We start from the raw sequence: 25,062 nt of genomic DNA, 5'->3' as shown, positions 1-25,062 counted from the left end.
AGATCACGCCTTCGCAGCGTCGTCTGCCGCCAGGTACACCCACGCGGTCAGACCGGATGCGAGCGTCACCTGGACCCGGCGATAGTCGTCGACCTCGTACCGGTCGGCGGCGGCGAGTTGGTCGTCGTCGAGGTGCAGCCGTGCTCCCGGCACGTCGGCTGCCGCGGCGTCGGGCCGGAGCACCAGATGGGTGGCGAGGCCGCTGAGGGCGATGACGTCGGGATCGGTGATCGTGACCGTCTCGACGCGGAACCCGGGCAGGGCATCCGCGACCGTGGGCAGTTCACGACCGAACACGCCGCGCTGAACAGCCGCATCCATCAAGGTTCCGTAGCTGAAGAGCAGATGAGCGGTCATGCGTTCTGCACCCGAGCGCTGGCGTAGAGGCAGATGGCGCTGGCTGCGGCCAGGTTGAGGCTCTCGGCCCGCCCGTGCAGCGGGATCGACACCCGATGGTCGGCCGCCGCGATCACCTCGTCGGGCAGACCGTGTGCCTCGTTCCCGAACAACCAGGCGTGCGGCGCCGCGAGGACCTCGTCGGCCGTGTCCAGGCTCAACTCCCCCTCCATCGTCGTGGCGAGGGTGATCAGGCCCGCGTCGCGGAGTCGACGGAGCCCGTCGGCGACGTCCGGATACCGGATGACGGGGACGTGGAAGACGCTCCCGGCGCTGGCCCGCACGCTCTTGCCGTTGTGCGGGTCCACCGAATCGCCCAGCAACAGCACGGCGGCGGCGCCCATCGCGTCGCCGCAACGCACCAGCGTCCCCAGATTCCCCGGATCGCGAGGCTCGACGGCCACCACGAGCAGCGTCGGCTCAGCCGCCAGCACATCGTCCAACGCCGCGTCGAGCAACCCGCAGACGGCGAAGACGCCCGGAGCCGTCATGGTCTCCGACAGCTTCTCCGCGGCACGCCGATTCACCTCGACGATCGGGACGCCCGCAGCGTACGCGGTGTCGAGCAGATCGCGGTGGCGCTCGGCATCGTCGTCCCGAACCAGCACCTGCACCGCGCGGCCCGTCGCGAGTGCGGCGTCGACGGAGTTGAAGCCCTCGACGAGAAATCTGCCTTCGCTGCGTCGAACCGAGGCGCGATGCAGTTTGGCCAAAGCGACGACCCGCGACGAACGTTCGGTCAGAACGTCCGTCGCGGGTCGGAAGTCAGTCACTGGAGGCTGATCTCAGGCGAGATCAGGCAGCCGGAGCGTTGACGTCGGCGGGCAGCGCCTTGCGCGCGACCTCGACCAGCCCGGTGAAGGCGGCGGGATCGGTGACGGCGATGTCGGCGAGCACCTTGCGGTCCACCTCGACACCCGCGAGCTTGAGGCCCTGGATGAAGCGGTTGTAGGTGATGTCGTTCGCGCGTGCAGCCGCGTTGATGCGCGTGATCCACAGCTTGCGGAAGTCGCCCTTGCGAGCCTTACGGTCGCGGTAGGCGTAGGTCATCGAGTGGAGCTGCTGCTCCTTGGCCTTGCGGTAAAGGCGCGAGCGCTGTCCGCGGTAGCCCTTCGACGCCTCCAGGATGGAGCGGCGCTTCTTCTGGGCGTTGACAGCCCTTTTCACACGTGCCATTAGTCTTCAGTCCTTCTTAAAGTTCTTGCGGGAGATCAGCGGTTCAGCAGGCGCTTGATGCGCGGCGCGTCGTTCTCGCTGACGACCTCGGTGCCGCTGAGGCGACGGGTGACGCGCGAGGACTTGTGCTCCAGGAGGTGGCGCTTGCCTGCCTTCTCACGCACGATCTTGCCGCTGCCGGTCACCTTGAAACGCTTCGCGGTGCCCTTGTGGGTCTTGCTCTTAGGCATTGACTTTCCTTCATTCGGGCGAGCTCCGCCCCGCCCGGAACCCGTGGTTTCGGGCGGGAGACAGAACCCGCTACTACTGTCGAGTGTTCGGTTCAGGAGCCGGCGTGCGGCTGCTGGGCCTTGGCCCGGGTCTTCGCGCCCTTGTGCGGGGCGAGGACCATCGTCATGTTGCGGCCGTCCTGCTTGGCCGAGGTCTCAACGAAGCCGTATTCGGCGACGTCGTCCCCCAGGCGCTGCAGCAGGCGGTATCCCAGCTCGGGGCGGGACTGCTCGCGACCGCGGAACATGATCGTGACCTTCACCTTGGAACCCGCTTCGAGGAACCGGACGACGTGACCCTTCTTGGTCTCGTAGTCGTGGTCGTCGATCTTCGGGCGGAGCTTCTGCTCCTTGATGACGGTCATCTGCTGGTTACGGCGGGACTCGCGCTTCTTCTGCGCCGCCTCGTACTTGAACTTGCCGTAGTCCATGATCTTGCACACCGGCGGGCGCGCGTCAGGCGCTACCTCGACCAGGTCCAAGTCGGCTTCGTAAGCCAGGCGAAGCGCATCTTCAACACGCACAATGCCCACCTGCTCTCCGCCGGGACCGACCAGTCGGACCTCGGGGACGCGGATGCGCTCGTTGATGCGGGTTTCAGTGCTGATGTGGCCTCCTCGATCAATGTTTTCTCTGTGGCCGGCCAGGGGACTGGCAAGCGTTGAGGAGATTCGAGGCCCAGAACACCAGTGTGCCAGTCGAACTCCAACCTGCTGTGGTTGGCCGACCGGCGTTGGTGTGACCGGAACCGTAAAACTGCTCGCGAGCGAACGTCGTACGGTGGGACTCGAGGAATCCTCTTGCTACCCCGGCGTGTGCCGAGGCGGTCATGCTGTGACACTCTATCAGGCGTGAGCCCTAACTCCTATTCTTCTGATCAGACCCCCTCTTCTGCTGACCAGCCCCAGTCCGACGACGTGCACGTCCACAGCATGGACGCCGCGCCGGGCCAGGCATCCGAAGAGAACGTGCGCGACCTCATCGATATTCCGGCCGTCGAGGTCATCACGAAGTCGGCCGTCATGCTGATGAGCTCGGCCGCCGAGAAGCTCGGCCTCGCCGAAGGCTCCGATCCCGACACCGTCGATCTTCCCGAGGCTCGCGCCTTGATCACCGCACTCGCCGGCTTGGTCGTCGCCTCCCTCGGCGATCTCGGACTGCACCGCAAGCCGCTGCAGGACGGCCTGCGCGCACTGCAGCTGGCGTTCCGGGAGGCGTCTGCCTACCCGGACGAGCCCGGCGAAGGACCCGGCGAGCAGTTCACCGGACCGGTCAAGGGCTGAGACGACGATCGGCGATCGCAGTACGCTGGAACCATGACCTCCGGTTCTGCTTCCGATGACGATGCGATCGTCGACGCCGAGATCGTGTCCGCTCCTGACTTCACTCCGACGGTGACCGGACCCTCGTACGAGGAGGTCACCGGATACACCGAAGCGGGCGTCCCCACGTTCGATCACGTTCGCGACAAGATCGAGCAGCGCACCGCCACCGCGATCGGCGCTCAGGAGCTCGCCGAGGCGGGCAAGGAGGCCGCCGCGATCGACGAAGCGATGGCCAAGCGCGACGCCGCGGCCAAGGACAAACTGGCCGAGATCCGAAAATCCATGGGCCTGTAGGACTCGACGTCGCACCCGGCAGGACGCGGCACAGGCCAGTCGACCGGCCGCTCAGCCGGGCAGGAGTTCAGCGATGAACGAGCCCGTGTGGCTCTCGGCCACCTGCGCGACCGACTCCGGCGTTCCCTGCGCGACGACGGTTCCGCCGCCGCTGCCGCCTTCCGGCCCCATGTCGACGATCCAGTCGGCGGTCTTGATGACGTCGAGGTTGTGCTCGATCACGATGACCGTGTTCCCCTTGTCGACGAGACCGTTGATCACCTGCAGCAGCTTCTGAATGTCGTCGAAGTGCAGGCCGGTGGTCGGCTCGTCGAGGATGTACACGGTGCGGCCGGTCGAGCGTTTCTGAAGTTCGGCGGCCAGCTTCACCCGCTGCGCCTCACCGCCCGACAGCGTGGGCGCGGGCTGTCCGAGACGGACGTAGCCGAGCCCGACCTCGACCAGCGTCTTCAAGTAGCGATGAATCGACGTCACCGGCTCGAAGAACTCCGCGGCCTCGTCGATCGGCATGTCCAGCACCTCGGCGATGGTCTTGCCCTTGTAGTGCACTTCCAGCGTCTCGCGGTTGTACCGCGCGCCATGACACACCTCGCACGGGACGTAGACGTCCGGCAGGAAGTTCATCTCGATCTTGATGGTGCCCTCGCCCATGCACGCCTCGCAGCGGCCGCCCTTCACATTGAACGAGAACCGGCCCGGCTGGTAGCCGCGCACCTTGGCCTCGGTGGTGGCGGCGAAGAGCGTGCGGATCTTGTCGAACACGCCGGTATAGGTGGCCGGGTTGGACCGCGGAGTCCGACCGATCGGTGATTGGTCGACCTGCACCAGCTTGTCGAGCTCCTCCAGTCCCTTGATCCGCTTGTGATGTCCGGGGACCTGACGTGCACCGTTGAGCTTGTTCGCCAGAACCGTCGCGAGGATGTCGTTGACGAGGGTCGACTTGCCCGACCCGGAGACGCCGGTGACCGCGGTCAGCACCCCGAGCGGGAACGAGACGTCGATCCCCCGCAGGTTGTTCTCCGTGGCGCCGACGACGGTCAACTGTCGCTTCTTGTCCACGGGACGGCGGATGGTCGGGACCGGAAGCACTTCGCGGCCGGACAGGTAGGCGCCGGTGATCGACTCCTCGTTGGTCAGCAGGTCCGCGTAACTGCCGCTGTGCACCACTCGACCACCGTGTTCGCCGGCCAGTGGGCCGATGTCGACGATCCAATCCGCCGCGCGAATGGTGTCCTCGTCGTGCTCGACGACGATGAGCGTGTTGCCGAGGTCGCGCAGCCGGACCAGGGTGTCGATCAAGCGCCGGTTGTCACGCTGGTGCAGACCGATCGACGGCTCGTCGAGCACATACAGCACGCCCGCCAGGCCGGCGCCGATCTGAGTCGCCAGGCGGATGCGCTGCGCCTCGCCACCGGAGAGCGACCCCGCCGCGCGGGACAACGACAGGTACTCCAGACCGACGTCGAGGAGGAAGGTGATGCGCGCCTGCACCTCTTTGAGGACGCGACCGGCGATGGCGGCCTCCCGCTCGCCGAGGACCAACCCGTCGAGGTACTCGGCGCACTCGGCGACCGACAGCGCCGTGACGTCGGCGATCGACTTGGCGCCGTGGATCGGATGATCGAGGGTCACCGACAGGATCTCCGGACGCAGTCGGGCGCCGTGGCACGCCGGACACGGCACATCCCGCATGTAGCCCTCGTACCGGTCCTTCATCTGCTCGGACTCAGTGGTGTCGGCGCGGCGCGAGAGGAACGCCATCACCCCTTCGAACTCGGTGTAGTACGAGCGCGTGCGGCCGTACCGGTTCCGGAACTTGACGTGCACCTGGTGTTCGGAGCCGGTCAGCAGTGCCTTGCGGGCCGCCTTCGGCAGCGCCTCCCACGGGGTGTCGACGTCGAAGCCCATCTGACCGCCGAGCCCCTCCATCAACCGGAGGAAGTAGTCGGCGTTGTGGCCGGTGGACCACGGAGCGACGGCGCCCTCGCGCAGGGTCAGGTCCGGGTCGGGAACCACCAGGCTCTCGTCGACCTCTTTGCGGATGCCGAGGCCGTCGCACTCCGGGCAGGCGCCGAACGGCGCGTTGAAGGAGAACGATCGCGGCTCCAGATCGTCGATCGCGATGGGGTGCGCGTTGGGGCAGGCCATCTTCTCGGAGAAGCGTCGCTGTCGATTCGGATCCGATTCGTCGACGTCGACGAAATCGAGCACCACGATGCCGTCGGCGAGCCGCAGTGCGGTCTCGACCGAATCGGTCAGCCGCTGCCGCGCCGACGCCTTCACCACGAGGCGGTCGACGACGACGTCGATGTCGTGCTTCTCCTGCTTCTTGAGCTTCGGCGGATCGGTGAGCTGATGGACCTTGCCGTCGACCATCGCGCGTGCGAAGCCCTGCACCTGCAGTTCCTCGAAGAGGTCGACGAACTCCCCCTTGCGGGTGCGGACGACCGGTGCCAGGACCTGGAACCGCACGCCCTCGTCGAGCAGGAGGACTTGATCGACGATCTGCTGCGGCGTCTGTCGGGAGATCTTCTCCCCGCAGGTCGGACAGTGCGCGGTGCCCGCGCGTGCGTACAGCAGACGCAGGTAGTCGTAGACCTCGGTGATGGTGCCGACCGTCGACCGGGGATTGCGGTTGGTGGACTTCTGGTCGATCGACACCGCGGGCGAGAGCCCCTCGATGAAGTCGACGTCGGGCTTGTCCATCTGACCGAGGAACTGACGGGCGTACGCCGACAAAGATTCGACGTAGCGTCGCTGCCCCTCAGCGAAGATGGTGTCGAACGCCAACGACGACTTCCCCGACCCGGAGAGTCCGGTGAACACGATCAACGAATCGCGCGGCAAGTCCACATCGATGCCACGCAGATTGTGTTCGCGCGCGCCCCGGACGATCAGGCGATCAACCACAGAAATCCCTCAGTTCTCATCACAGAATGACCCGCGAGCAAGAGTACGCGGACCCACCGACAATTCCGGTCGGGCATCGGCGGCGGGACGACCGGAGAATGTCCTACCGTGGGGGTATGAGCATCCAGGTTGAGCTGACCGACGACTACACCGGCAACGTCTCCCCCGACCCTGAACGGCACGGCGTCCACGCCCAGCGGCGCACCCTCGACAACGCGAGCATCGTCAAGGTGTCCGTGGGTCCGATGGACAACAACGTGTATGTGATCACCGACGCGGCCACCCAGAAGAGCCTGCTCATTGACGCCGCGAACGATCCCGAGACCATCCTCGCTCTGCTCGACGCGCTGCCGGGGACCGTGACGCAGATCCTCACCAGTCACGGCCACTTCGACCACTGGCAGGGCCTGGAAGAAGTCCACCGCAGGCTGCAGGTGCCGACCCTCGTCGGCGCGGCGGACGCCGACGAACTGCCCCTCGATCCCGACCGCACCCTGACCGGCGGCGAGACCATCGAGGTGGGCGAACTCTCCCTAGAGGTCATCGCCATCCCCGGACACACTGCGGGGTCGGTGACGATCGTCCTCACGGAGAAGTCCGGTCGCGTGCACCTGTTCACCGGCGACACCCTGTTCCCCGGCGGCGTCGGCAAGACCTGGCAGCCCGGCGACTTCGAGATCCTGCTCGACGGCGTCACCAGCAAGCTCTTCGACCGGTTCGGCGACGACACGGTCGTGTACCCCGGGCACGGCAAGGACACCGCACTCGGCGTCGAGCGCCCGCACCTGGCGGAATGGCGCGAGCGCGGCTGGTAATCGCCTCGGGGCGGCTCGAGATCGGTACCGTCGAAAGGACCATCGAGAAGAAAGGCTTGCCGCATGCTCCTTCGCAAGATCGCCCGCCCGCTGTTGGGCACCGCCTTCATCGCCTCCGGGATCGACGCCGTTCGGTCGCCGTCCGGCCCGGCCAGTGCGGCCGAACCGTTGCTGCAGTCCGCGCCGGTCGAACCCACGATGGTCATCCAGGCGGCAGGCGCCGTCCAGATCGGCGCCGGGCTCGCTCTCGCGACCGGCCGTGCGCCGCGCGTGGCCTCGACGGTCCTGGTCGGCACCCTGGTGCCGACCACCGTCTTCGCCAGCGATTTCTGGAACGAGACCGACCCCGCACGCAAGAGCGTCAAGCAGTCGGCGTTCGCGAAGAACCTCGGACTGCTCGGCGCCGCTCTGATCGCCGCCGCCGACACCGAAGGCAAACCGTCGCTCGGTTGGCGAGGCAGGCGGCGACTCGAACGGGCAGGGGCCGCCATCGAGTCCGTCCGCTCGAACCACACCGACGACCCAGGCGTCCTGGACGCGTGGTCCGAGAAGGCGGAGGCATTGTCCGGGAAGGCGGATGCGTGGGCCGGGAAGGCGGATACGTGGGCCGGGAAGGCCTCGGACACCGCGTCGGACCTCGCCGCCCGCGTCCCCGTCGACGACATCAAGTCGACGGTGTCCCACGTCGCCGACGCCACCCGTTCTCGCCTCGCCGACACCGCAGGCCCCGGATTGGCCGAGGTGCGGCGACGAGCCGAGGAGATCGCAGGCGAGGTCACCGAGCGCGCTCCGGAAGTAGCCGCCGACGCGCGTGATCTCAGCGTCGCCGCGGGTCAGCAGGCGGCCCGCCGGGCTCGCCGATGGCGGCGTGAACTGGCGGGTTAGCCGCCGCCGTCAGCTGACTTCGAGGTGGTCGGGCGAGCATGCGGCCCGGCCACCTCGCTCGCGTAGCGGCGCACCCCCGCGAACGCCGGTAATATGGAACGACTGTGACAGCGTCAAACCCCTCTACTGAGACTGCCGCGCCGGAGTCGGATCCTCGGCTCGCGCAGGAGCAGACCCACCTGAACGCCGTGTACGCACGACTGGACCGCATGCGTGCCAACACGCGCCGTCGCCTCGGCGAGACCCTGCGCGAGTCCGCGGGGACGCCGCAGGCGCTGTCCGAGCGTGAGTCGTACGAGAAGATGTACAACGAGGACCTCGCGAAGTTCGACGCGGCCGAGCACAATCTCTACTTCGGTCGGCTCGATCTCACCGACGACGCCTTGGCCGCCGAACCGGTCGGCGACCGCGGCGAGGCAGGCGAGCGCACGCGACGGATCGGCCGCATCGGCATCCTCGACGACGACGAGTTCGACACCACGCTGCTGCTGGACTGGCGCGCGCCGCTGGCACGACCGTTCTACCTCGCGACTCCCGCCGCGCCGGAGGGCGTGGACCGGCGCCGTCACGTGCGGACCCGATCGCGCGCGGTGCGCGGGGTCTCCGACGAGTATCTCCAGTCGGGCCGGATCGACGGCGACCGCGCCGAAGTGAATGTGGTCAACGAATCGGCCCTCGTCGATGCGCTCAACACGGCGCGCACCGGCGAGATGACCGACATCGTCGAGACCATCCAGCGCGAGCAGGACGAGATCATCCGGTCGACGCATCGCGGCGTGCTCGTGGTGCAGGGTGGTCCAGGCACCGGCAAGACCGCCGTCGCACTGCACCGCGCCGCCTATCTGCTGTATACGCATCGTGACGTCCTGTCCCGCAGCGGTGTGCTCATCATCGGCCCCAACGACGACTTCCTGCGCTACATCGGACAGGTGCTGCCCTCGCTCGGCGAGACCGGTGTGCTCCTGTCAACCATCGGCGACCTGTTCCCGGACGTCCACGCGGCGGGCGTCGACACGCGGACTGCGGCGTCGATCAAGGGCGACCAGCGGATGCTTGCGGTGCTGCGGTCCGCGGTGCGCGGACGGCAGTCGTTGCCCGGGCGCGGCGGTGTCACGGTCCCGTTCGACGGCTACGAACTCGTTGTCGACAACGAGGTGGTCTCCGCGGCCCGGTCGGCGGCCCGCGCCACGCGCCGCGCCCACAATCTCGCGCAGCGCACCTTCGTCCGGGTGGCGCTCGACGAGCTCGCCGCCCGACACGCCAGGCACATCGGGTCCAGCGAGCTCGACGGCACGCCGCTCCTCACCAGCGGCGACCTCGAGGACATCCGTCGGGAACTGGAACTGGACGACGCCGTCGTCACGACCGTGACCGGCTTCTGGCCCCAGTTGACGCCGCAGGGGGTCCTGCGCGATCTGTACGCCGATCCGACGTATCTACGACGCTCTACTCGCGGTTGGTCGGACGAGGACCGGGCTGCCCTGCATCGGACCGCGGCACCGGCCGCCGACGACGCCGACCTCTCGCCCGCCGACGTCCCGTTGCTCGACGAACTCGCCGAGCTGATCGGGTATCGGACCGATGAGGCGGACCGCATCGAACGCGCACGCTGGCGTCAACGGCTGTCGGAGGCGCAGGACGCGCTGGACATCCTCACCGGTTCGGCACCGCAGGATCTGGAAGACGACCTCGATCCCGAGATCCTGATGGCGTACGACCTCATCGACGCCGAGCAGCTGGCGCAACGCCAGGAGCACACCCAGTACCGCACCACCGCCGAGCGCGCGTACACCGATCGCACGTGGACGTTCGGACACGTGATCGTCGATGAGGCGCAAGAACTCTCGTCGATGGCATGGCGGATGGTGATGCGCCGCATTCCCAATCGGTGGATGACGGTCATCGGCGACACCGCGCAGACCGGCGACGCCGCGGGCAGCACCTCGTGGGCGGACGTCTTCACCCCGTACGTCGCGAACCGCTGGCGACTGTCGGAGCTGACCGTCAACTATCGCACCCCGTCGGAGATCACCGCGTACGCGAATCGACTGCTGGCCCGGATCAGTCCGGAGCAGCAGCCGCCGACATCGTTGCGCAGCAACGGGATCGAGCCGTTCGCGGTTCGCGCCGATGATGCGGCACGGGCGGCCGCCGAACTCGTGGCGGCGGCGCGCTGGCCGGGACTCACCACGATCATCACCGCCGACACATCAGTGGCCGCCGTCCGCGCCACCGTCGCCACTGCGGCACCGGACATCGACGTGCATGCGATCACCGCGTCGAAGGGGCTGGAGTTCGACAACGTCGTCGTGGTGGAGCCCGCCGATCTGATCGACGGCTCACCGCGAGGCCTGTCGGACCTGTACGTGGCGCTCACCCGCGCCACCCAGCGCGCAGTGGTGGTGCACGAAAAGGACCTGCCCGAAGATCTTGCGGATCTCCCGGCAGGTCCGTAGGTGCGCGTCCGCGCGGTCTACGTGGTGTGAACGATCAGCACGTCGCAGGCGGCCTTGCGCGCGACGTCGGCGGGCACGGAGCCCAGCAGACGACCGGCGATGGAGTTGAGGCCCTTGTTGCCGACCACCAGAAGGTCGGCCTGGACGTCGACGACCAACTGCAGGAGCGCGTCGACCGGGGCGCCCTGAACCGCGCGCTGAACCACCTTGGTCGCGCCGGCTCCGGTGGCGCGTTCCTTGGCCGTGCGGAGGATCTCCTCGGTGGGCGAGGACCCCATCACCTGGTAGGCCTCGTCACGCAGGCTGTCCGACGCCGCGTTGGCGGCCTTGCCGTCGTTCGGGAAGTAGGCGCACGCGATGACGACGGTGCCGTCTCCCACGATGGCGCCTGCTCGCTCGACAGCCCTCAACGACGACTCCGAGCCGTCGGTACCGACCACGATAGTGGTGTAAGCACTCATGCCTGTGTGTCCCTCCAGATGTGAAGTGGGCCAGTGCACCCGGGGCGCCGGACGCACCGCTTCTCGTCAGAACATACCTTGATGACGCCCACCGGCCTGCGTTACTTGATACCTGCCGCGTCCATCCCGCGCAGTTCTTTCTTCAAATCGGCGATCTCGTCGCGCAGCCGAGCCGCGAGCTCGAACTGCAGATCGCGGGCCGCATTCATCATCTGATCAGTCAGTTGTTGCACCAGATCGGCCAACTCGGCGCGGGGCATGCCCGCTGTGTCCCGGTTCTCGATGACCCCCGACGTTGCGACCTTCGACACTTCGCCCTGCGCACGGCGCCCCCGACTGGCGTTACGACCCGATCCGCCGACGTCGACAGCGTCCTCGGCCTCCGCGTACACCTGGTCCAGGATGTCGGCGATCTTCTTGCGCAGGGGCTGCGGATCTACGCCCATCTCCTCGTTGTAGGCGATCTGCTTGGCTCGGCGTCGATCCGTCTCCTCGATCGCATTGGCCATCGAATCGGTGATGCGGTCGGCGTACATGTGGACTTCGCCGGACACGTTGCGGGCGGCACGACCGATGGTCTGGATCAGCGACGTGGTGCTCCGCAGGAAGCCCTCCTTGTCGGCGTCGAGGATCGCGACCAGCGAAACTTCGGGCAGGTCGAGGCCCTCGCGGAGCAGGTTGATGCCGACGAGGACGTCGTATTCGCCGGTCCGGAGCTGTCGTAGCAGTTCGACGCGACGGAGGGTGTCGACCTCGGAGTGCAGGTACCGCACCCGGACACCGAGTTCCAGCAGATAGTCGGTGAGATCCTCGGACATCTTCTTGGTGAGAGTGGTGACGAGGACGCGTTCGTCGCGTTCGGTGCGCTCTCGGACCTCATGGACCAGATCGTCGATCTGGCCTTTCGTCGGTTTGACGACGATCTTGGGGTCGAGGAGGCCGGTGGGGCGGATGACCTGCTCCACGAACTCGCCGTCGGACTGGCCGAGCTCGTAGGCTCCCGGCGTCGCCGACAGATACACCGTCTGACCGACGCGGTCGACGAACTCGTCCCAGGTGAGCGGGCGATTGTCGACGGCGGACGGCAGGCGGAAGCCGTATTCGACGAGGTTGCGCTTGCGCGACATGTCGCCCTCGTACATCGCACCGATCTGTGGGACCGTCACGTGCGACTCGTCGATGACGAGCAGGAAGTCGTCCGGGAAGTAGTCGAGGAGGGTGGCGGGCGCCGATCCCGCTTCGCGACCGTCGATGTGCCTCGAATAGTTCTCGATGCCCGAGCAGAAGCCGACCTGGCGCATCATCTCGAGGTCGTAGGTGGTGCGCATCCGCAATCGTTGCGCCTCCAAGAGCTTGCCCTTGGCCTCCAGATCGGCCAGCCGCACCTCGAGTTCCTTCTCGATGCTGTCCATCGCCATCGCCATTCGCTCCGGTCCGGCCACATAGTGGGTGGCCGGGAAGATGCGCAGCGAATCGACCTGGCGCACCACGTCGCCGGTCAGCGGATGCAGATAGTAGAGCGCTTCCACCTCGTCGCCGAAGAACTCGATGCGGACGGCGAGCTCTTCGTAGGACGGGATGATCTCGACGGTGTCGCCGCGAACCCGGAACCCGCCACGCACAAACGAGACGTCGTTGCGGGTGTACTGCACGTCGACCAGGAGCCGCAGCAGTGCGTCGCGGTCGATCGTCTCACCAACGGACAGCTCCACCGAGCGGTCCAGGTACGACTGCGGCGTGCCGAGACCGTAGATGCACGAGACCGACGCGACCACCACGACGTCGCGCCGTGACAGCAGGCTCGACGTCGCGGAATGCCGGAGCCGTTCGACGTCGTCGTTGATCGAGCTGTCCTTCTCGATGTACGTGTCGGTCTGCGCGATGTACGCCTCGGGTTGGTAGTAGTCGTAGTACGAGACGAAGTACTCGACGGCATTGTTGGGCAGCATCTCGCGCAGTTCGTTCGCGAGCTGCGCCGCGAGCGTCTTGTTCGGAGCCATGACCAGCGTCGGCCGCTGGACCTTCTCGATGAGCCAGGCGGTGGTCGCCGACTTGCCGGTACCGGTCGCGCCGAGCAGCACCACGTCGCGCTCCCCCGCGGCCAGGCGTCGCTCCAGGTCGGCGATGGCGGTCGGTTGGTCGCCCGCCGGCTCGTACTCGCTGACGACCTCGAACTTCGCTTCGCTGCGTTCGATCTCTCCGATCGGCCGGAACTCGGAGTGCGCGATCACCGGTTTCTCCGCTGGAAATGCCATGCCCCCAGCGTAGACGCGACCACTGACAAGAACCGGCGACCATTCGTCGCGGCTCGTCAGCCACCGCGCTGCCACCACGGCTGTTGATCGGCGGCGGCATGCTGTGCGAAGCGACGCCTGCGCTGGAACCACGCCGTAGCATGGGTGGCGCAGCCGAATTCCCGACTCCGGAGGTCCCATTGGCCCAGCACGTCGCCCCGCCTGTCACAGCGATCACCCTCGGTGTCCGGGACGTCAGCGCCTCTCGATCGTTCTACGTCGACGGCCTCGGTTTCCGCGAGATCAGTTCCGTGCCCGGCGAGATCACCTTCGCGCAGGCGGGCCACGGCCTCATGCTGGCGCTGTGGAACGTCGCGTCCATGCCGAGCGAGTACGGCGAGGTGGGTCACGGCCCGCTCGCGCCCCCGATCTCCCTCGGTCACAACGTCCCCGACGCGGAGACGGTGCAGCAGCTGTACGACCGCGCGCTGGCCGCCGGCGCCCAACCGATCAACCCGCCGACCCTGCAGCCCTGGGGTGGCACCAGCGCCTGCATCGCCGATCCCGACGGTTTCCGGTGGGACTTCGTCCACAACCCCGGCTTCACCGTCGGTGCCGACGGCACCGTACTCGGCGTCTGACTCGCCACCAGACCGCTTCGCTGTCCCAGCCCGTCCCCGTTCCGGCCCACCGAAGGAGACCCGATGCCCTCGACCCCAGTGACACCTGACAGCTCCGAGCCGACTCCCGCCACCGGATTCTCGCGCCGCACCTTCGTCGCGGGGGCCGGGGCCGTGGCGGGTGCCGCCGTCCTCGGCACGGCGCTCAGTGCCTGCGGCGGTGACAGCAGCGCTCCGGAGAGCACCGTGTCGGTGCCGTCCAATGCGCCCACCGGAACACTCGCCGAAACCGCCGACGTCCCTGTCGGCAGCGGAGTGATCACCGCGGGCGTGGTCCTCACCCAGCCCACCGCGGGCACCTACGAGGCGTTCACCGCCGAATGCACGCACGCCGGTTGCGCGCTGTCGGAGGTCGCCGGCTCGGCGATCGAATGCCCCTGTCACGGAAGCCGTTTCCACCTCGACGGCACCGTCGCTCAGGGCCCCGCCGAACGCTCATTGACCAAGGTCGCGATCCGCGTCGACGGCACGAACATCGTCCGCGCCTGACGACGAGCCCGCCGCCGAGCGCCATTGTGCTCAGTGCACAAACCGCACTCGGAAGTCTGGCCTCGCAGGCCGTAGTGCTCCCCTTCACCCTTCCTTAGTGTTGTGACTCACAGCATCAAGGAAAGGTGATTCACATGGCCGCATCGTACTTCCCCTGGGACAACGCCGTCCGAGGAGAAGCCCCCTGCATTCGGGACGATGACGACGCGTACTCGTACGCTCGGTTCGCCGAACGCGTGGATGCCGTCGCCGAGCAGTTCGCGCTCGGGGGAATCGGAGCCGGCGACGTCGTCGCAGCGGTGCTCCCGAACCGCGCCGAGCTGATCCTGGTGATGGCCGCCGCCTGGCGGATCGGCGCGACGGCCACCCCGGTCAACCCGGCGTTCACCGCCGACGAGGCCGGCTACCAGCTCGACGACGCGAACGCGGCGCTCATCGTCGGCGACCGCCCGATCGGTGATCGCAAGGTCCTCGACGTGGCCGACCTCGCGACTGTGGCGACCACCGGATGGACGGCGCCGACGGCGCCGTCCGACGACACCATCGCACTGCTGATCTACACCTCCGGCTCCACCGGCCGTCCCAAGGGCGTCCGCCTGAGTCACGCCAACCTGCGGTTCATGGCGTCGAGCATGGTGTCGATCCTGAATCTGACCCCGGCCGACCACGCGCTCCTGATCCTGCCGCTGTTCCACGTCAATGCGATCTGCGTGTCGGTGCTCGCGCCGTTCATCGCGGGCGGGCAGGTCAGCGTCACCGGTCAGTTCTCGGTCAGCCGCTTCTTCACCGACGTCGCCACCCTGCGTCCGACCTACTTCTCGGGCGTCCCGACCATCTACGCGCTGCTCGTCTCCTCGCCCGACGCCGTCGACGCCGACCTCTCGTCGGTGCGTGCAGCGATCTGCGGCGCCGCACCGATCTCCCGCGAGCTGTTGAACCTGGCCCAGGAGCGGTTTCCATTCCCCATCCTCGAGGGTTACGGCCTCACCGAGGGCACGTGCGCGTCGGCCTGCAACCCGCTGAACGGCGAGCGCAAGCTCGGCACCGTCGGCCCAGCACTTCCCGGTCAGACGATCACGATCGTCACCCCGGACGGCACCGAGGCTCCCACCGGCGAGATCGGCGAAGTCGTCATCAGTGGACCGAGCGTGATGCAGGGCTACCTGAACCGCCCGGAAGAGACCGCCGCGACCATCGTCGACGGTCGCCTGCACACCGGTGACGTCGGACGGCTCGACGACGACGGCTACCTGACACTGGTCGACCGCATCAAGGACATGATCATCCGCGGCGGCGAGAACCTCTACCCCAAGGAGATCGAGGCCGCGCTCGCCACGCATCCGGCCGTTCTCGAATGCGCGGTCGTCGGCGCCCCGCACGAGCTGTACGGCGAGGTCCCCGTCGCGTACGTGGTGCGGCACCCCGGTGCCACCGCGGACGCCGACGAACTCGCCGAGCACCTGCTCACCCGACTCGCTCGTGTCAAGCGCCCCACCGCTATTCACCTGCTCGACGATCTTCCCCGCAACCCGGTCGGCAAGATCGACAAGCCCGCTCTGCGACGCGATCTCGTCACGGGCTGACCGTCACCCTCCTCCATCCAAGCGGCACCGCCCCGGCGGAGTCCGCCAGATTCGCCCTGCCCACCCTTCCCCGATTGGAGTCAATCATGGGCCTCACCCAACCGGATTTCCCGCCGGTCGACCCCGCGACGTTTCTGCAGAAGCCGTTCATGGAACGCCTGCGCGTGCTCGGCGCGCACTGGGCCGAGTACGGCTTCGGCACACAGAAGATGGTTCACCTCATCTACCTGGCGAAGGTCCTCGTCGTCTACATCGCCGCGGGCGTCAGCATCGCCACCCTCACGGCGGGTCTGAACCCGCTGGCCGTCTCCGAGTGGTGGAACGAGCCCATCGTCTACCAGAAACTGGTGCTGTGGACCGTGCTGCTCGAGACCATCGGTTTCGGCGGTTCGTGGGGTCCGCTCGCCGGACACTTCAAACCGATGACCGGCGGCCTCCTGTTCTGGCTGCGTCCACAGACCATCCGCCTGCCACCGTGGCCCGACAGGGTTCCGTTCACCAGGGGCGACTCGCGCACGGTGTTCGACGTCGTGCTGTACGCCGCGATCGTCGTCAATCTGATCATCGCGCTCGTCCTGCCCGCGGTCCACACGGCGTCGATCGACGACATGGTGGCAGGCAACCACGGTCTGGTGAACCCGACCGTCCTGATCCCCTACCTGGTGATGATGGTGATCCTCGGCCTCCGCGACAAGGTCCCGTTCATCGCTGCGCGGGCCGAACAGTACCTGCCCGCCGTCCTCTTCTTCACCGTCCTGCCGTTCGTCGACATGATTCTCGCGCTGAAACTCCTGATCGTCGTCGTCTGGATCGGTGCGGGCATCTCGAAGCTCGGTCACCACTTCTCCAGCGTCATCCCGCCGATGCTCTCGAACACCCCGTGGCTCGGGAGCAAGGTTCTCAAGCGGTTGAACTACCGCTCGTTCCCCGACGACATGCGGACGTCGAAGCTGGCGAGCGGCACCGGACACATCTTGGGCACGCTCGTCGAGGTCGGTGCGCCGCTGGTGCTGCTGTTCTCCACCAACCGCACGCTGACGCTGCTGGCCGTCGTCCTGATGGTCGCCTTCCACGCGTTCATCTTCTCCACGTTCCCGCTCGCCGTTCCCCTGGAATGGAACGTGCTGTTCGCCTTCACCACGGTGTTCCTGTTCTGGGGCTTCCCCGCCTGGGACGGCTACGCGGTCACCGACACCACGATGCCGTGGGTGCTGGGCCTGATCGTGGCCGGGCTGTTGTTCTTCCCGGTGCTCGGCAATCTGCGCCCCGACCTCGTCTCGTTCCTGCCCTCCATGCGGCAGTACGCGGGCAACTGGGCCTCGGCGTCGTGGGCCTTCGCCCCGGGCGCCGAGGAGAAGCTCAACCAGCACGTGGTGCGCGGCTCGCTCAACACCAAGACGCAGTTGATGGCCGATTTCCCCGAAGACGTCGCCGACGTCGTCATGCACCAGATGATGGCGTGGCGTTCCATGCACAGCCAGGGTCGCGGGCTGTTCTCGGTGCAGATGCGTCACCTGGGCGACGACCGGCTGAACTCCTACACGCTGCGTGAGGCGGAGTTCGCGTGCAACTCGCTCGTCGCCTTCAACTTCGGTGACGGACACCTGCACGACACCCGGATGATCGAGGCGCTCCAGCGTCGCTGCCAGTTCGAGCCCGGCGAGTTCACCGTGGTCTGGGTCGAATCGCAGCCGATTCATCGCGGCACGCAGGACTACCTGATCATGGACGCCGCACTCGGCGTCGTGGAGCGCGGCCGCTGGAACGTCCGCGAGGCGGTCGACACCCAGCCGTGGCTGCCCGACGGGCCCATCTCGATCGACGTCACCTGGCGCCGCGACTTCGGCAACGGTCGGTCGGGCATTGACGCCTACACCGCGGTGGACCAGGCTGACAGCGTGAGAACGACAGCTCCCCGCACCGGTGATTTCACCGTCGGGGTGCCGGCCACCGCGGAAGCCGGCGAGTAAATGACGACGGCAGTCGTGGTCGGCGGCGGGCCCAACGGGCTCGCCGCCGCCCTGCACCTGGCACGCAGCGGCGTCGACGTGGAGATCCTCGAGGCCGCCGACGAGATCGGTGGCGGCGCTCGGTCGGCCGAGCTCCTGGAACCCGGTGTGGTGCATGATCTCTGCTCCGCGTTCCATCCGATGGGCGTCGGTTCGCCGTTCTGGGCCGACGTCGACCTGGCGAGCTACGGCCTCACCTGGAAGTGGCCGGAGATCGACTGCGCCCACCCGCTCGATTCGGGCGAGGTCGGGGTGCTCCACCAGTCGATCGACACCACGGTGGCCGGCCTCGGCGTCGACGGCGCCCGATGGCGCGGGCTGTTCGGCGACCTCGCTCGCAACTTCGACGACCTCGGGCACGACCTGCTGCGGCCGATCGTCAACGTCCCCGCGCACCCGATCAAGCTCGCCGCCTTCGGCCCGCGCGCGCTGCTTCCGGTCTCGGTACTGGCCAAAGTCTTTCGCACACCGGCGGCGCGCGCCCTCTACGCGGGCGTCGCAGCGCACGTCTACACCGACTTCGACCGTCCGCTGACGGCCTCGCTGGGACTGATGATCGCCGCGAGCGGACATCGGTACGGCTGGCCCGTCGCCGAGGGCGGTTCGGGCGCGATCACCGCGGCCGTCGGACGTGCAGTCGCGGCGCACGGCGGCACCATCACCACCGGCGTTCCGGTCACCTCGCGTCGGCAGATCCCCGACGCTGACATCGTACTCCTGGACCTGTCGCCCGCTCAGGCGGTCACGCTGTACGGGGATCTGATGCCGTCGCGCATCCGGCGGTCGTACGAGCGGTACCGCGTCGGGTCGGCGGCCTTCAAGGTCGACTTCGCGGTCCGCGGCGACATCCCGTGGCGCAATCCCGAATGCGCTCGCGCCGGGACCGTGCACCTCGGCGGGACGTTCGAGGAGATCCGTCGGTCGGAGAAGCTCCGCGCCCGGGGCGTCATGTCGACGAATCCGTTCGTGCTCGTCGGGCAGCAGTATCTGGCCGACCCGACCCGGAGCACAGGCGGGATCAATCCGATCTGGTCGTACGCGCACGCACCCGCCGGGTACCGGGGCGATGCGACCGACACCGTGATCCGACAGATCGAGCGGTTCGCGCCCGGCTTCCGCGACATCATCGTCGGCACGCGGACCACCACCGTTCCGCAGATGGCGAACTACAACCTGAATTACGCCGCGGGCGACATCATGGGCGGCGGCAACGACGGTCTGCAACTCCTCCTGCGCCCACGTACCGCTGTGGACCCGTATTTCACCGGCGTCGACGGGGTGTATCTGTGCTCGCAGTCGGCGCCGCCCGGCCCGGGCGTTCACGGCCTGTGCGGATACCACGCGGCCGAGTCCGCGCTCCGTCGCCTTCGGAAGTCAGGCGGTGCGGCACGGTGAGCGATGAGTTGCGTGCCCGCGCGGGCGTCGTCGGGCGTCGACTGCGCGAGGACGTCGTCGGTCTCTCCGACGATGTGACGACCACACTGGCGCGAGGCATCCACCAACTCGACGGCGATCCGGCGCTGCTCGACATGCTCTCCGCCAGTGTGCGCGGCAACGTCACGAACATCATCGATCTGCTGTCGAACGACATTCCGCTGAGCAACCTGCAGGCACCGACCGGCGCCATCGAGTACGCGCTCCGCCTGGCCCAGCGCGACATCCCGTCGAACTCCCTCGTTCGGGCGTACCACATGGGGCAGAACGTAGTGCTGCAGGTGATCTACAGCGAGGTCGCCGACATGGGTCTGGACGTCCCCGAGAGCACCGAGCTCACCAAGTACCTCGCAGCGACCGTGTACTCGTACATCGACTGGATCACCGGGGTGGTCTTCGAGGCGTACGAGAAGGAGCGGCAACGCTGGGCGGGCGTCCACGGCACCGCGCTGACCACCACCGTCCACAGCCTGCTCGCCGCGTCCGACGCGTCGGCCGGACAATTCGAAGGCGCCACCGGTTACTGGCTCGACCGAACGCACATCTCGGCGGTGCTCTGGCTCGACGACGACTCGCACAGCGAACTCGGCGAACTGGACCGGGTCGCGCGCCGGAGTGCGGTCGCGGCGGTGTCGGACGGTCCGCCGCTGGTGGTTCCGGTCGACAGGCTGACGGTCTGGGCCTGGGTGCCGTTTCGCGGCGAGGTCCCCGCGGCCGCACACGCCATGTTCGGCGATCTGCCTGCCGGCGTCCGCGCCGCCGTGGGCCAGGCGATCCCCGGAATTCACGGCTTCCGTCGCAGTCACGATCAAGCGCTGGCCGCGTTCACCATCGCCTCGACGCCCAGGAGTCCGACGGGAGCGCGGGTCCGGTACGACGACCGCGGTGTGGCCGTCGCCTCTCTGCTCGCCCACGATCTCGACGCGACGGCGACCTGGGTCCGCGAGGTCCTCGGCGATCTCGCCGCCGACTCCCCCGCCATGGCGCCGCTCCGCGAGACGCTCGCCGTCTACCTCGCGACCGGCGACAGCCATCTCCGCACCGCGGAGCACCTCAACCTGCACCGCAACACCGTCAAGTATCGAATCGACAAGGCGCTCACCACGATCGGCGCTCATCGCGACCGCCTCGACCTCAGTCTTGCGCTGACCGCGTGCGAGTTCCTCTGCGCACACCTTCGGCAGCGCTGACCTCAGAATGGACGGGATGTCGCTCCTGACCATGGGATTCGCCGCCGAGTGGGCCGACGACGGCATCGCCTGCAACTGCCTGTGGCCCGAGACGACGATTGCGACCGCCGCCGCGGTCCTGGCGGCGCGGCCCACCGACGTCACCGGGCAGTGCTTCATCGATGCCAACCTGGTGCGGTTGGCAGGCGTCGACGACCTGTCGCCGTACGGCGGGACGGATCCGCTGGAGTACGACTTCTTCCTCGACCCGCCGGATCACGTCGCGACTACCCCGCTTGGGTAGAGGGACCCGGGGCGATCTCGTCTTTCAGCGGCGCGAGGGTGGCGCCGATCTGACCGATGACGTGCTCGGGCACACCGAGCGAGGCGAGGGTGTCGACGAGATGTCCCACTACCAGGTCGAAGTGCGACGGGACGATGTTCAGTCGCGCATGCGCCTGCGCCATCGACTTGCCGACGTACTTCTCGGGACCACCGATCGCCGCGGCGATGAAGGTGCGCTGGTGGGACTTCAGCTTCCTCATGTCGGTGCCCTCGAAATAGCCGGCGAGTTCCGGATCTGAGGTGACGCGAACGTAGAAGTCGTCGACGGCTGCTGCGACGGCGGGGGCTCCGCCGATGGTGTCATAAATTGTCATGGGCCTAGACTGCACGGACCGTGTAACAGGCGACGGCGTCGGGCTTCAACAGTGGATGAAACCAACCTCACGGCCGTCGACGACACCGTGTGAGAAGTGGGGGTGGCGGGAAGGACGGCATGGACATCGACGAGGTGGCCGACGAACTGTACGGTCTGGATCCCGCAGATTTCGTGGCCGTCCGCTCCGAGCGGGTCGCGCAGGCACGGGCCGACGGCGATCGGGAGCTGGCGCGCGAGATCGGTCTCTTGCGCAAGCCGACGATGGTCGGGTGGGCGGTGAACGTGCTGGCCCGGGAATCGGCCGACGACCTGGCGGCGCTGCTGGAGGTCGGGGACGCGCTCCGGGAGGCCCAACGCGCACTGTCCGCCGACCAGCTGCGCAGCCTCGATAAACAACGTCAACAGGTGGTGCGCGGTCTGACCAGACGTGCCGCGGCGCTCGCCGCCGACCACGGGCGGACGCTGAGCGAGAACTCCTCGCGGGAAGTTGGCCAGACCCTGGGCGCGGCGATGGCCGATCCGCAGTTCGGTGAGCAAGTGCGGTTGGGGCGGGTCATCAGCGCCGTGCAGCATGCGGGCTTCGGCGGCAGCGAGGAGGCCGTCGGCCGGGCAGGCCTGCGGGTGATCGACGGCGGGGCCTCAACGGAGCGCGCACCCGGCACCGTCGAACAGCAACGCCTGCTCCGCGCGGCGCTCGACGACGCGCAGGCACTCCTCGACGAGGCCGAGAACCACGTCGCACAGACACAGGACTCGCTCCATCAGGCCAGGAGCGACCGACTGGCCGGGGAGGAACGCGTCGACCGATTGCAGGCTGAGCTCGCCGAAGCACAGGCGCACCTGCAGGACCTGCGTCACGCCGAAGACGACGCGAAGACGACGCGGGCGCACGCGGATCGGACACGACAGGCGGCCCAGTCCGCCGTCGACCGGGCGCGAGCTGCCCTGGACGAGTGATTCGGTGGCGGTGCTGGCTTTCTTCTCACACGTTGGTCGAGTGCCGCCTGCGAGCTGCGGCGCCACGCTGATCGAGTGCCGCCTGCGAGCTGCGATGCCCACCTTCTCACGCTGATCGAGTGCCACCCGCGAGCGCGCCCCTCCACGCTGGTCGAGTGCCGCCCGCGAGCGCAGCGAGCCGGCGGTGTATCGAGACCGCCGCGAGTTCCGCTGGGTCGCTCGCAGTCGGTCAGCACGATGCGCAATCGGTTGCGTTCCAGCGTCGGTCACGGCGATCTCGATACGACACTTGCTCGCTCCGCTCGCAGGTGCCACTCGATCAGCGTGAAGGGGCACGCCAGCAGGTGCCACTCGATCAGCGTGGAGGGGCACGCCCGCAGATGCCACTCGACCAACGTGAAGGGACGCGCTCGCAGATGCCACTCGATCAGCGTGAAGGGGCACGCCCGCAGGTGACGCGGCACTTCTTTCCCGACCGGCCGTCGCGCACCACCGCGCTGTGACACGGTAGGCACATGAGTGCCGACCTGCATCCGCCCAAGCGCGAGGTCTTCGACGTCCCGGCCATGACGAACACCGACCCGAAGGGATTCGTCCGGGCAGTGGACGAATACCGCGTCGCCGATTACGGGCTGTACATGTCGCGGACGGCGGATCACCCACGGTTCACCCATCTGGAGACGTGGCTGCTGCCTGCGCTCGGTCTGCGCGCAAACATCTTCCACTTCATTCCCGGCTACCGCGAGTCGCAGCGGCTGTACCTCGACGTCGGCGAGTTCACCGGCGCCGACGAGGAGGGCCGCTGGCATGCGGTGGACTGGTATCTCGACCTCGTCGACTCGGCCGGCGAGCCGCTCCAACTCATCGACATCGACGAACTCTTCGAAGCCCATGCGGCGCAGTTCATCTCGACGGCGGATTGCGAGGAAGCGGTCCGAATCGCGGTGTCGGCGATGGCCGGCGCCGCGCAGTCGCGCGGCGTACAGGCATGGCTCGACGCACAGGTCGGCGAGCCGCTGCGGTGGCTGAATTCGTGATGTCGATCAAGTAGACGACGCTGTGCGTTCAGGCTCCTCTCAGGTGTGGAAAACTATCGAACGATCTCGCTCCGACTCACCGGAAAGTTCTTTCGACTATGACGACGCCTCCCCCTCCCGGCCAGCCGGGGAATCCGTTCGGACAGCAGCCGACCGGCGGGCAACCCGACTACACCGGGCAGCCGACCGGCGGGCAACCCGACTACACCGGGCAGCCGACTGGCGGGCAGCCGCCCGCCTACGGTCAGCCTCCTGTCGGCGCGCAACCACCTGCCGGTGGCCAACCTCCCGCCGGCGGCCAAGCCCCTTTCGGCGGCCAACCTCCCTTCGGCGGCTATGCGCCGGTGGCCGGGACCCCGCCGTACACTCCGCCGACTCCCCCGTCGCAGAACCCGCTGAAGCGGATTCTGCGCATCGCCGTGCCGATCATCGCGGTCGCGGTCATCGCCGTGATCGTCTCGGTGGTCTTCCGCGACAAGGACAGCGGCAAGAACATCGATGCGACACCGGTGGGCTCGTGCATCGCCGTCGCCTCGGGCAGCGGCTTCAACGTCGAGACAAAGGCCGTCGACTGCGACGACGACACGACGCCCAGCTTCATCGTCGGTGCGAAACTGGAGAACTCCAGTGCCTGCGACAAAGCGGGCTACGACGGCTACGTCTACGAATCGGGCCGCGGCGCCGCCGACGAGACCCTCTGCCTGACCTCCAACTACCAAGTCGGCAAGTGCTACGAGGACACCCGCATGGCGGTCAGCCTGAAACTCGAGCCGGTCGCATGCTCGAAGAGCTCGACATCGATCAGCACCGCCTTCAAGATCACCGAGCGCACCGACTCCAAGAATGTCCCGAACTGCACCGGTCCCACCAAGAAGGTGCTCACCTCCGACATCAAGTCCGATCCGGCTCGCAGCGTCGGTTTCTGCGCTGAGATCCTCGGCGACGGCTACGTCTGGGAATAGTCCGACAGCGGCGGGTGACCTCGCCACCCCTCCACCGATGACTCATCGACGGCCGACGAGGCCGTCGATGAGTCGTTTCAGGCCGAATTCATATGCGTGGTCGGCATTTCCGGGACCGGCGAACAGTTCGCCGACCGTCGACCCGACACGGCTGGAGACCGGGTAGTCGGCTGCAGGCATGGCGTCGGCCAACAGCGGGCCGGCGATCTCCCACCACTGCGCGTCGTCGAGCCCCGACTGAGCGAACTCGGCGGCCTGATCCAGCCGAAGTCGAGCATTCCCCGTGGCGAACGCCTTCAGCACCGCGATGATCGCATCGAGTTCGACGTCGTCGACTGGCTGTCCGGCGGCACCCAGCACGACCTCGAGCGCTGCGAGCTGCTGCTCGTAGCGCCGGGACGACCCCGGGCCGGGGATCGGCCGCCAGGCGGGCACGTCCAGCAGCCAGGGATGTCGCAGCAGCTCATCACGATACTGATCGGCGATCTGCCGAAGACACGCCGCGAGATCGCCACCGGTCATCACGTCGTCGTCGACCGCGACGGCGTCGACCATCAGCGCGATCAACACCGTGCGACTCGGCACGTAGGTGTAGACGCCCATCGGCTTCAGCCCCACCCGCTCGGCCACCGACCGCATCGACACCTGTCCCAGCCCGCCGGTGTCGGCGAGCTCGATCGCAGCGCGCACCACCGAGGGAACGCTTGCGCGTTGCCGTGGACCGGGACGGCGGACATCGGCAGTCGAGTTCCACAGCAGTTCCACGATTCGAGGCACGTCGTGCCCCGGACTGTCGACCATCGCGCTCTCCTTGCCGCAGATCTCCGTGCCGTGTACGGTGTTACTCCGTACACCATACG

General features: G+C 67.6%; 25 protein-coding genes. 15 read left to right on the top strand and 10 right to left on the bottom strand.

Annotated features, from left to right (window positions below):
- Window positions 1-3: 3 nt before the first annotated feature.
- From GH2_RS03545 to infC, 5 genes are all read right to left on the bottom strand, one after another.
- Window positions 4-357 carry a gamma-glutamylcyclotransferase family protein gene (locus GH2_RS03545; protein ID WP_066163125.1) on the bottom strand — a complete coding sequence of 118 codons (354 nt, stop codon included), beginning with the start codon at window positions 355-357 and terminating at the stop codon, window positions 4-6.
- Window positions 354-1,169 carry a TrmH family RNA methyltransferase gene (locus tag GH2_RS03540; RefSeq protein WP_066163122.1) on the bottom strand — a complete coding sequence of 272 codons (816 nt, stop codon included), beginning with the start codon at window positions 1,167-1,169 and terminating at the stop codon, window positions 354-356. The genes GH2_RS03545 and GH2_RS03540 overlap by 4 nt, the downstream gene beginning before the upstream one ends.
- Before the next feature lie 22 nt (window positions 1,170-1,191).
- Window positions 1,192-1,572 carry a 50S ribosomal protein L20 gene (gene rplT, locus GH2_RS03535; RefSeq protein WP_066163120.1) on the bottom strand — a complete coding sequence of 127 codons (381 nt, stop codon included), beginning with the start codon at window positions 1,570-1,572 and terminating at the stop codon, window positions 1,192-1,194.
- Window positions 1,573-1,607: 35 nt separating this feature from the next.
- The gene (gene rpmI, locus GH2_RS03530; RefSeq protein ID WP_066163117.1) at window positions 1,608-1,802 is read right to left on the bottom strand and encodes a 50S ribosomal protein L35; all 195 of its coding nucleotides are present in this window, start codon (window positions 1,800-1,802) and stop codon (window positions 1,608-1,610) included.
- Between the two features lie 92 nt (window positions 1,803-1,894).
- Complete coding sequence (infC, locus tag GH2_RS03525; protein ID WP_157085975.1) at window positions 1,895-2,488, bottom strand: translation initiation factor IF-3; 594 nt, start codon at window positions 2,486-2,488, stop codon at window positions 1,895-1,897.
- Window positions 2,489-2,773: 285 nt separating this feature from the next.
- Here infC and GH2_RS03520 point away from each other — a divergent pair, with 285 nt between their 5' ends.
- Both GH2_RS03520 and GH2_RS03515 read left to right on the top strand, forming a co-directional pair.
- Complete coding sequence (locus GH2_RS03520; protein WP_157085989.1) at window positions 2,774-3,124, top strand: DUF1844 domain-containing protein; 351 nt, start codon at window positions 2,774-2,776, stop codon at window positions 3,122-3,124.
- Window positions 3,125-3,157: 33 nt separating this feature from the next.
- Window positions 3,158-3,460, top strand: a complete 303-nt coding sequence (locus GH2_RS03515) for a hypothetical protein (RefSeq protein ID WP_066163111.1) — start codon at window positions 3,158-3,160, stop codon at window positions 3,458-3,460.
- A gap of 51 nt (window positions 3,461-3,511) precedes the next feature.
- Here GH2_RS03515 and uvrA read toward each other — a convergent pair whose 3' ends face one another.
- A complete protein-coding gene (uvrA, locus tag GH2_RS03510) occupies window positions 3,512-6,370 on the bottom strand; it encodes an excinuclease ABC subunit UvrA (protein ID WP_066163109.1) in 2,859 nt (952 codons plus the stop codon).
- Between the two features lie 116 nt (window positions 6,371-6,486).
- Between uvrA and GH2_RS03505 the strand changes: the two genes are divergently transcribed.
- The 3 genes from GH2_RS03505 (at window position 6,487) to GH2_RS03495 (ending at window position 10,526) form a co-directional block, all read left to right on the top strand.
- Window positions 6,487-7,185 carry an MBL fold metallo-hydrolase gene (locus GH2_RS03505; RefSeq protein WP_066163106.1) on the top strand — a complete coding sequence of 233 codons (699 nt, stop codon included), beginning with the start codon at window positions 6,487-6,489 and terminating at the stop codon, window positions 7,183-7,185.
- Between the two features lie 63 nt (window positions 7,186-7,248).
- Window positions 7,249-8,070, top strand: a complete 822-nt coding sequence (locus GH2_RS03500; RefSeq protein ID WP_084247262.1) for a DoxX family protein — start codon at window positions 7,249-7,251, stop codon at window positions 8,068-8,070.
- A 104-nt stretch (window positions 8,071-8,174) separates the two neighbouring features.
- Window positions 8,175-10,526, top strand: a complete 2,352-nt coding sequence (locus GH2_RS03495; RefSeq protein WP_066163104.1) for a HelD family protein — start codon at window positions 8,175-8,177, stop codon at window positions 10,524-10,526.
- Between the two features lie 17 nt (window positions 10,527-10,543).
- Here the strand turns inward: GH2_RS03495 and GH2_RS03490 are convergent, their stop codons facing one another.
- Both GH2_RS03490 and uvrB read right to left on the bottom strand, forming a co-directional pair.
- Entirely contained in the window at window positions 10,544-10,987 is a 444-nt protein-coding gene (locus GH2_RS03490) for a universal stress protein (protein WP_066163102.1), read from the bottom strand.
- A gap of 101 nt (window positions 10,988-11,088) precedes the next feature.
- Window positions 11,089-13,242: an excinuclease ABC subunit UvrB gene (gene uvrB, locus GH2_RS03485; RefSeq protein WP_066163100.1), complete on the bottom strand. Its 2,154-nt coding sequence runs from the start codon at window positions 13,240-13,242 to the stop codon at window positions 11,089-11,091.
- A gap of 140 nt (window positions 13,243-13,382) precedes the next feature.
- On the opposite strand from uvrB, the gene GH2_RS03480 reads away from it, so the two are divergent.
- The 7 genes from GH2_RS03480 (at window position 13,383) to GH2_RS03450 (ending at window position 20,889) form a co-directional block, all read left to right on the top strand.
- Window positions 13,383-13,862 (top strand): VOC family protein, encoded by a 480-nt coding sequence (locus GH2_RS03480; RefSeq protein WP_066163098.1) that lies wholly within the window; start codon window positions 13,383-13,385, stop codon window positions 13,860-13,862.
- Between the two features lie 63 nt (window positions 13,863-13,925).
- Complete coding sequence (locus GH2_RS03475) at window positions 13,926-14,390, top strand: QcrA and Rieske domain-containing protein (RefSeq protein WP_066163096.1); 465 nt, start codon at window positions 13,926-13,928, stop codon at window positions 14,388-14,390.
- Between the two features lie 134 nt (window positions 14,391-14,524).
- A complete protein-coding gene (locus tag GH2_RS03470) occupies window positions 14,525-15,973 on the top strand; it encodes a class I adenylate-forming enzyme family protein (RefSeq protein WP_066163095.1) in 1,449 nt (482 codons plus the stop codon).
- A gap of 86 nt (window positions 15,974-16,059) precedes the next feature.
- Entirely contained in the window at window positions 16,060-17,943 is a 1,884-nt protein-coding gene (locus GH2_RS03465; protein WP_084247261.1) for a DUF3556 domain-containing protein, read from the top strand.
- The gene (locus GH2_RS03460) at window positions 17,944-19,377 is read left to right on the top strand and encodes a phytoene desaturase family protein (RefSeq protein WP_066163093.1); all 1,434 of its coding nucleotides are present in this window, start codon (window positions 17,944-17,946) and stop codon (window positions 19,375-19,377) included.
- Complete coding sequence (locus tag GH2_RS03455) at window positions 19,374-20,606, top strand: PucR family transcriptional regulator (protein WP_066163092.1); 1,233 nt, start codon at window positions 19,374-19,376, stop codon at window positions 20,604-20,606. The genes GH2_RS03460 and GH2_RS03455 overlap by 4 nt, the downstream gene beginning before the upstream one ends.
- A 16-nt stretch (window positions 20,607-20,622) precedes the next feature.
- Window positions 20,623-20,889, top strand: coding sequence for a Rossmann-fold NAD(P)-binding domain-containing protein (locus GH2_RS03450; protein ID WP_174545318.1), 267 nt, complete (start codon window positions 20,623-20,625; stop codon window positions 20,887-20,889).
- On the opposite strand, the gene GH2_RS03445 is transcribed toward GH2_RS03450, so the two are convergent.
- Window positions 20,873-21,244 carry a group I truncated hemoglobin gene (locus GH2_RS03445; protein ID WP_066163089.1) on the bottom strand — a complete coding sequence of 124 codons (372 nt, stop codon included), beginning with the start codon at window positions 21,242-21,244 and terminating at the stop codon, window positions 20,873-20,875. The two genes, GH2_RS03450 and GH2_RS03445, sit on opposite strands and share 17 nt — an antisense overlap.
- 119 nt (window positions 21,245-21,363) lie before the next feature.
- Here GH2_RS03445 and GH2_RS03440 point away from each other — a divergent pair, with 119 nt between their 5' ends.
- From GH2_RS03440 to GH2_RS03430, 3 genes are all read left to right on the top strand, one after another.
- On the top strand, window positions 21,364-22,203 hold the full coding sequence (locus GH2_RS03440) for a hypothetical protein (protein WP_066163088.1): 840 nt from the start codon (window positions 21,364-21,366) through the stop codon (window positions 22,201-22,203).
- A 515-nt stretch (window positions 22,204-22,718) separates the two neighbouring features.
- On the top strand, window positions 22,719-23,240 hold the full coding sequence (locus GH2_RS03435) for a ribonuclease FAU-1 family protein (protein WP_066163086.1): 522 nt from the start codon (window positions 22,719-22,721) through the stop codon (window positions 23,238-23,240).
- Between the two features lie 98 nt (window positions 23,241-23,338).
- Complete coding sequence (locus GH2_RS03430; RefSeq protein WP_239588670.1) at window positions 23,339-24,202, top strand: LppU/SCO3897 family protein; 864 nt, start codon at window positions 23,339-23,341, stop codon at window positions 24,200-24,202.
- 42 nt (window positions 24,203-24,244) lie between these two features.
- On the opposite strand, the gene GH2_RS03425 is transcribed toward GH2_RS03430, so the two are convergent.
- Window positions 24,245-25,003 (bottom strand): TetR/AcrR family transcriptional regulator C-terminal domain-containing protein, encoded by a 759-nt coding sequence (locus GH2_RS03425; protein ID WP_066163083.1) that lies wholly within the window; start codon window positions 25,001-25,003, stop codon window positions 24,245-24,247.
- Between the last annotated feature and the right edge of the window lie 59 nt (window positions 25,004-25,062).

Source organism: Gordonia hydrophobica NBRC 16057 (genome assembly GCF_001592365.1).
Classification (GTDB): Bacteria; Actinomycetota; Actinomycetes; order Mycobacteriales; family Mycobacteriaceae; genus Gordonia; species Gordonia hydrophobica.
The sequence above is the reverse complement of the archived record's forward strand: the minus strand, read 5'-3'. Positions and strand labels throughout refer to the sequence as shown.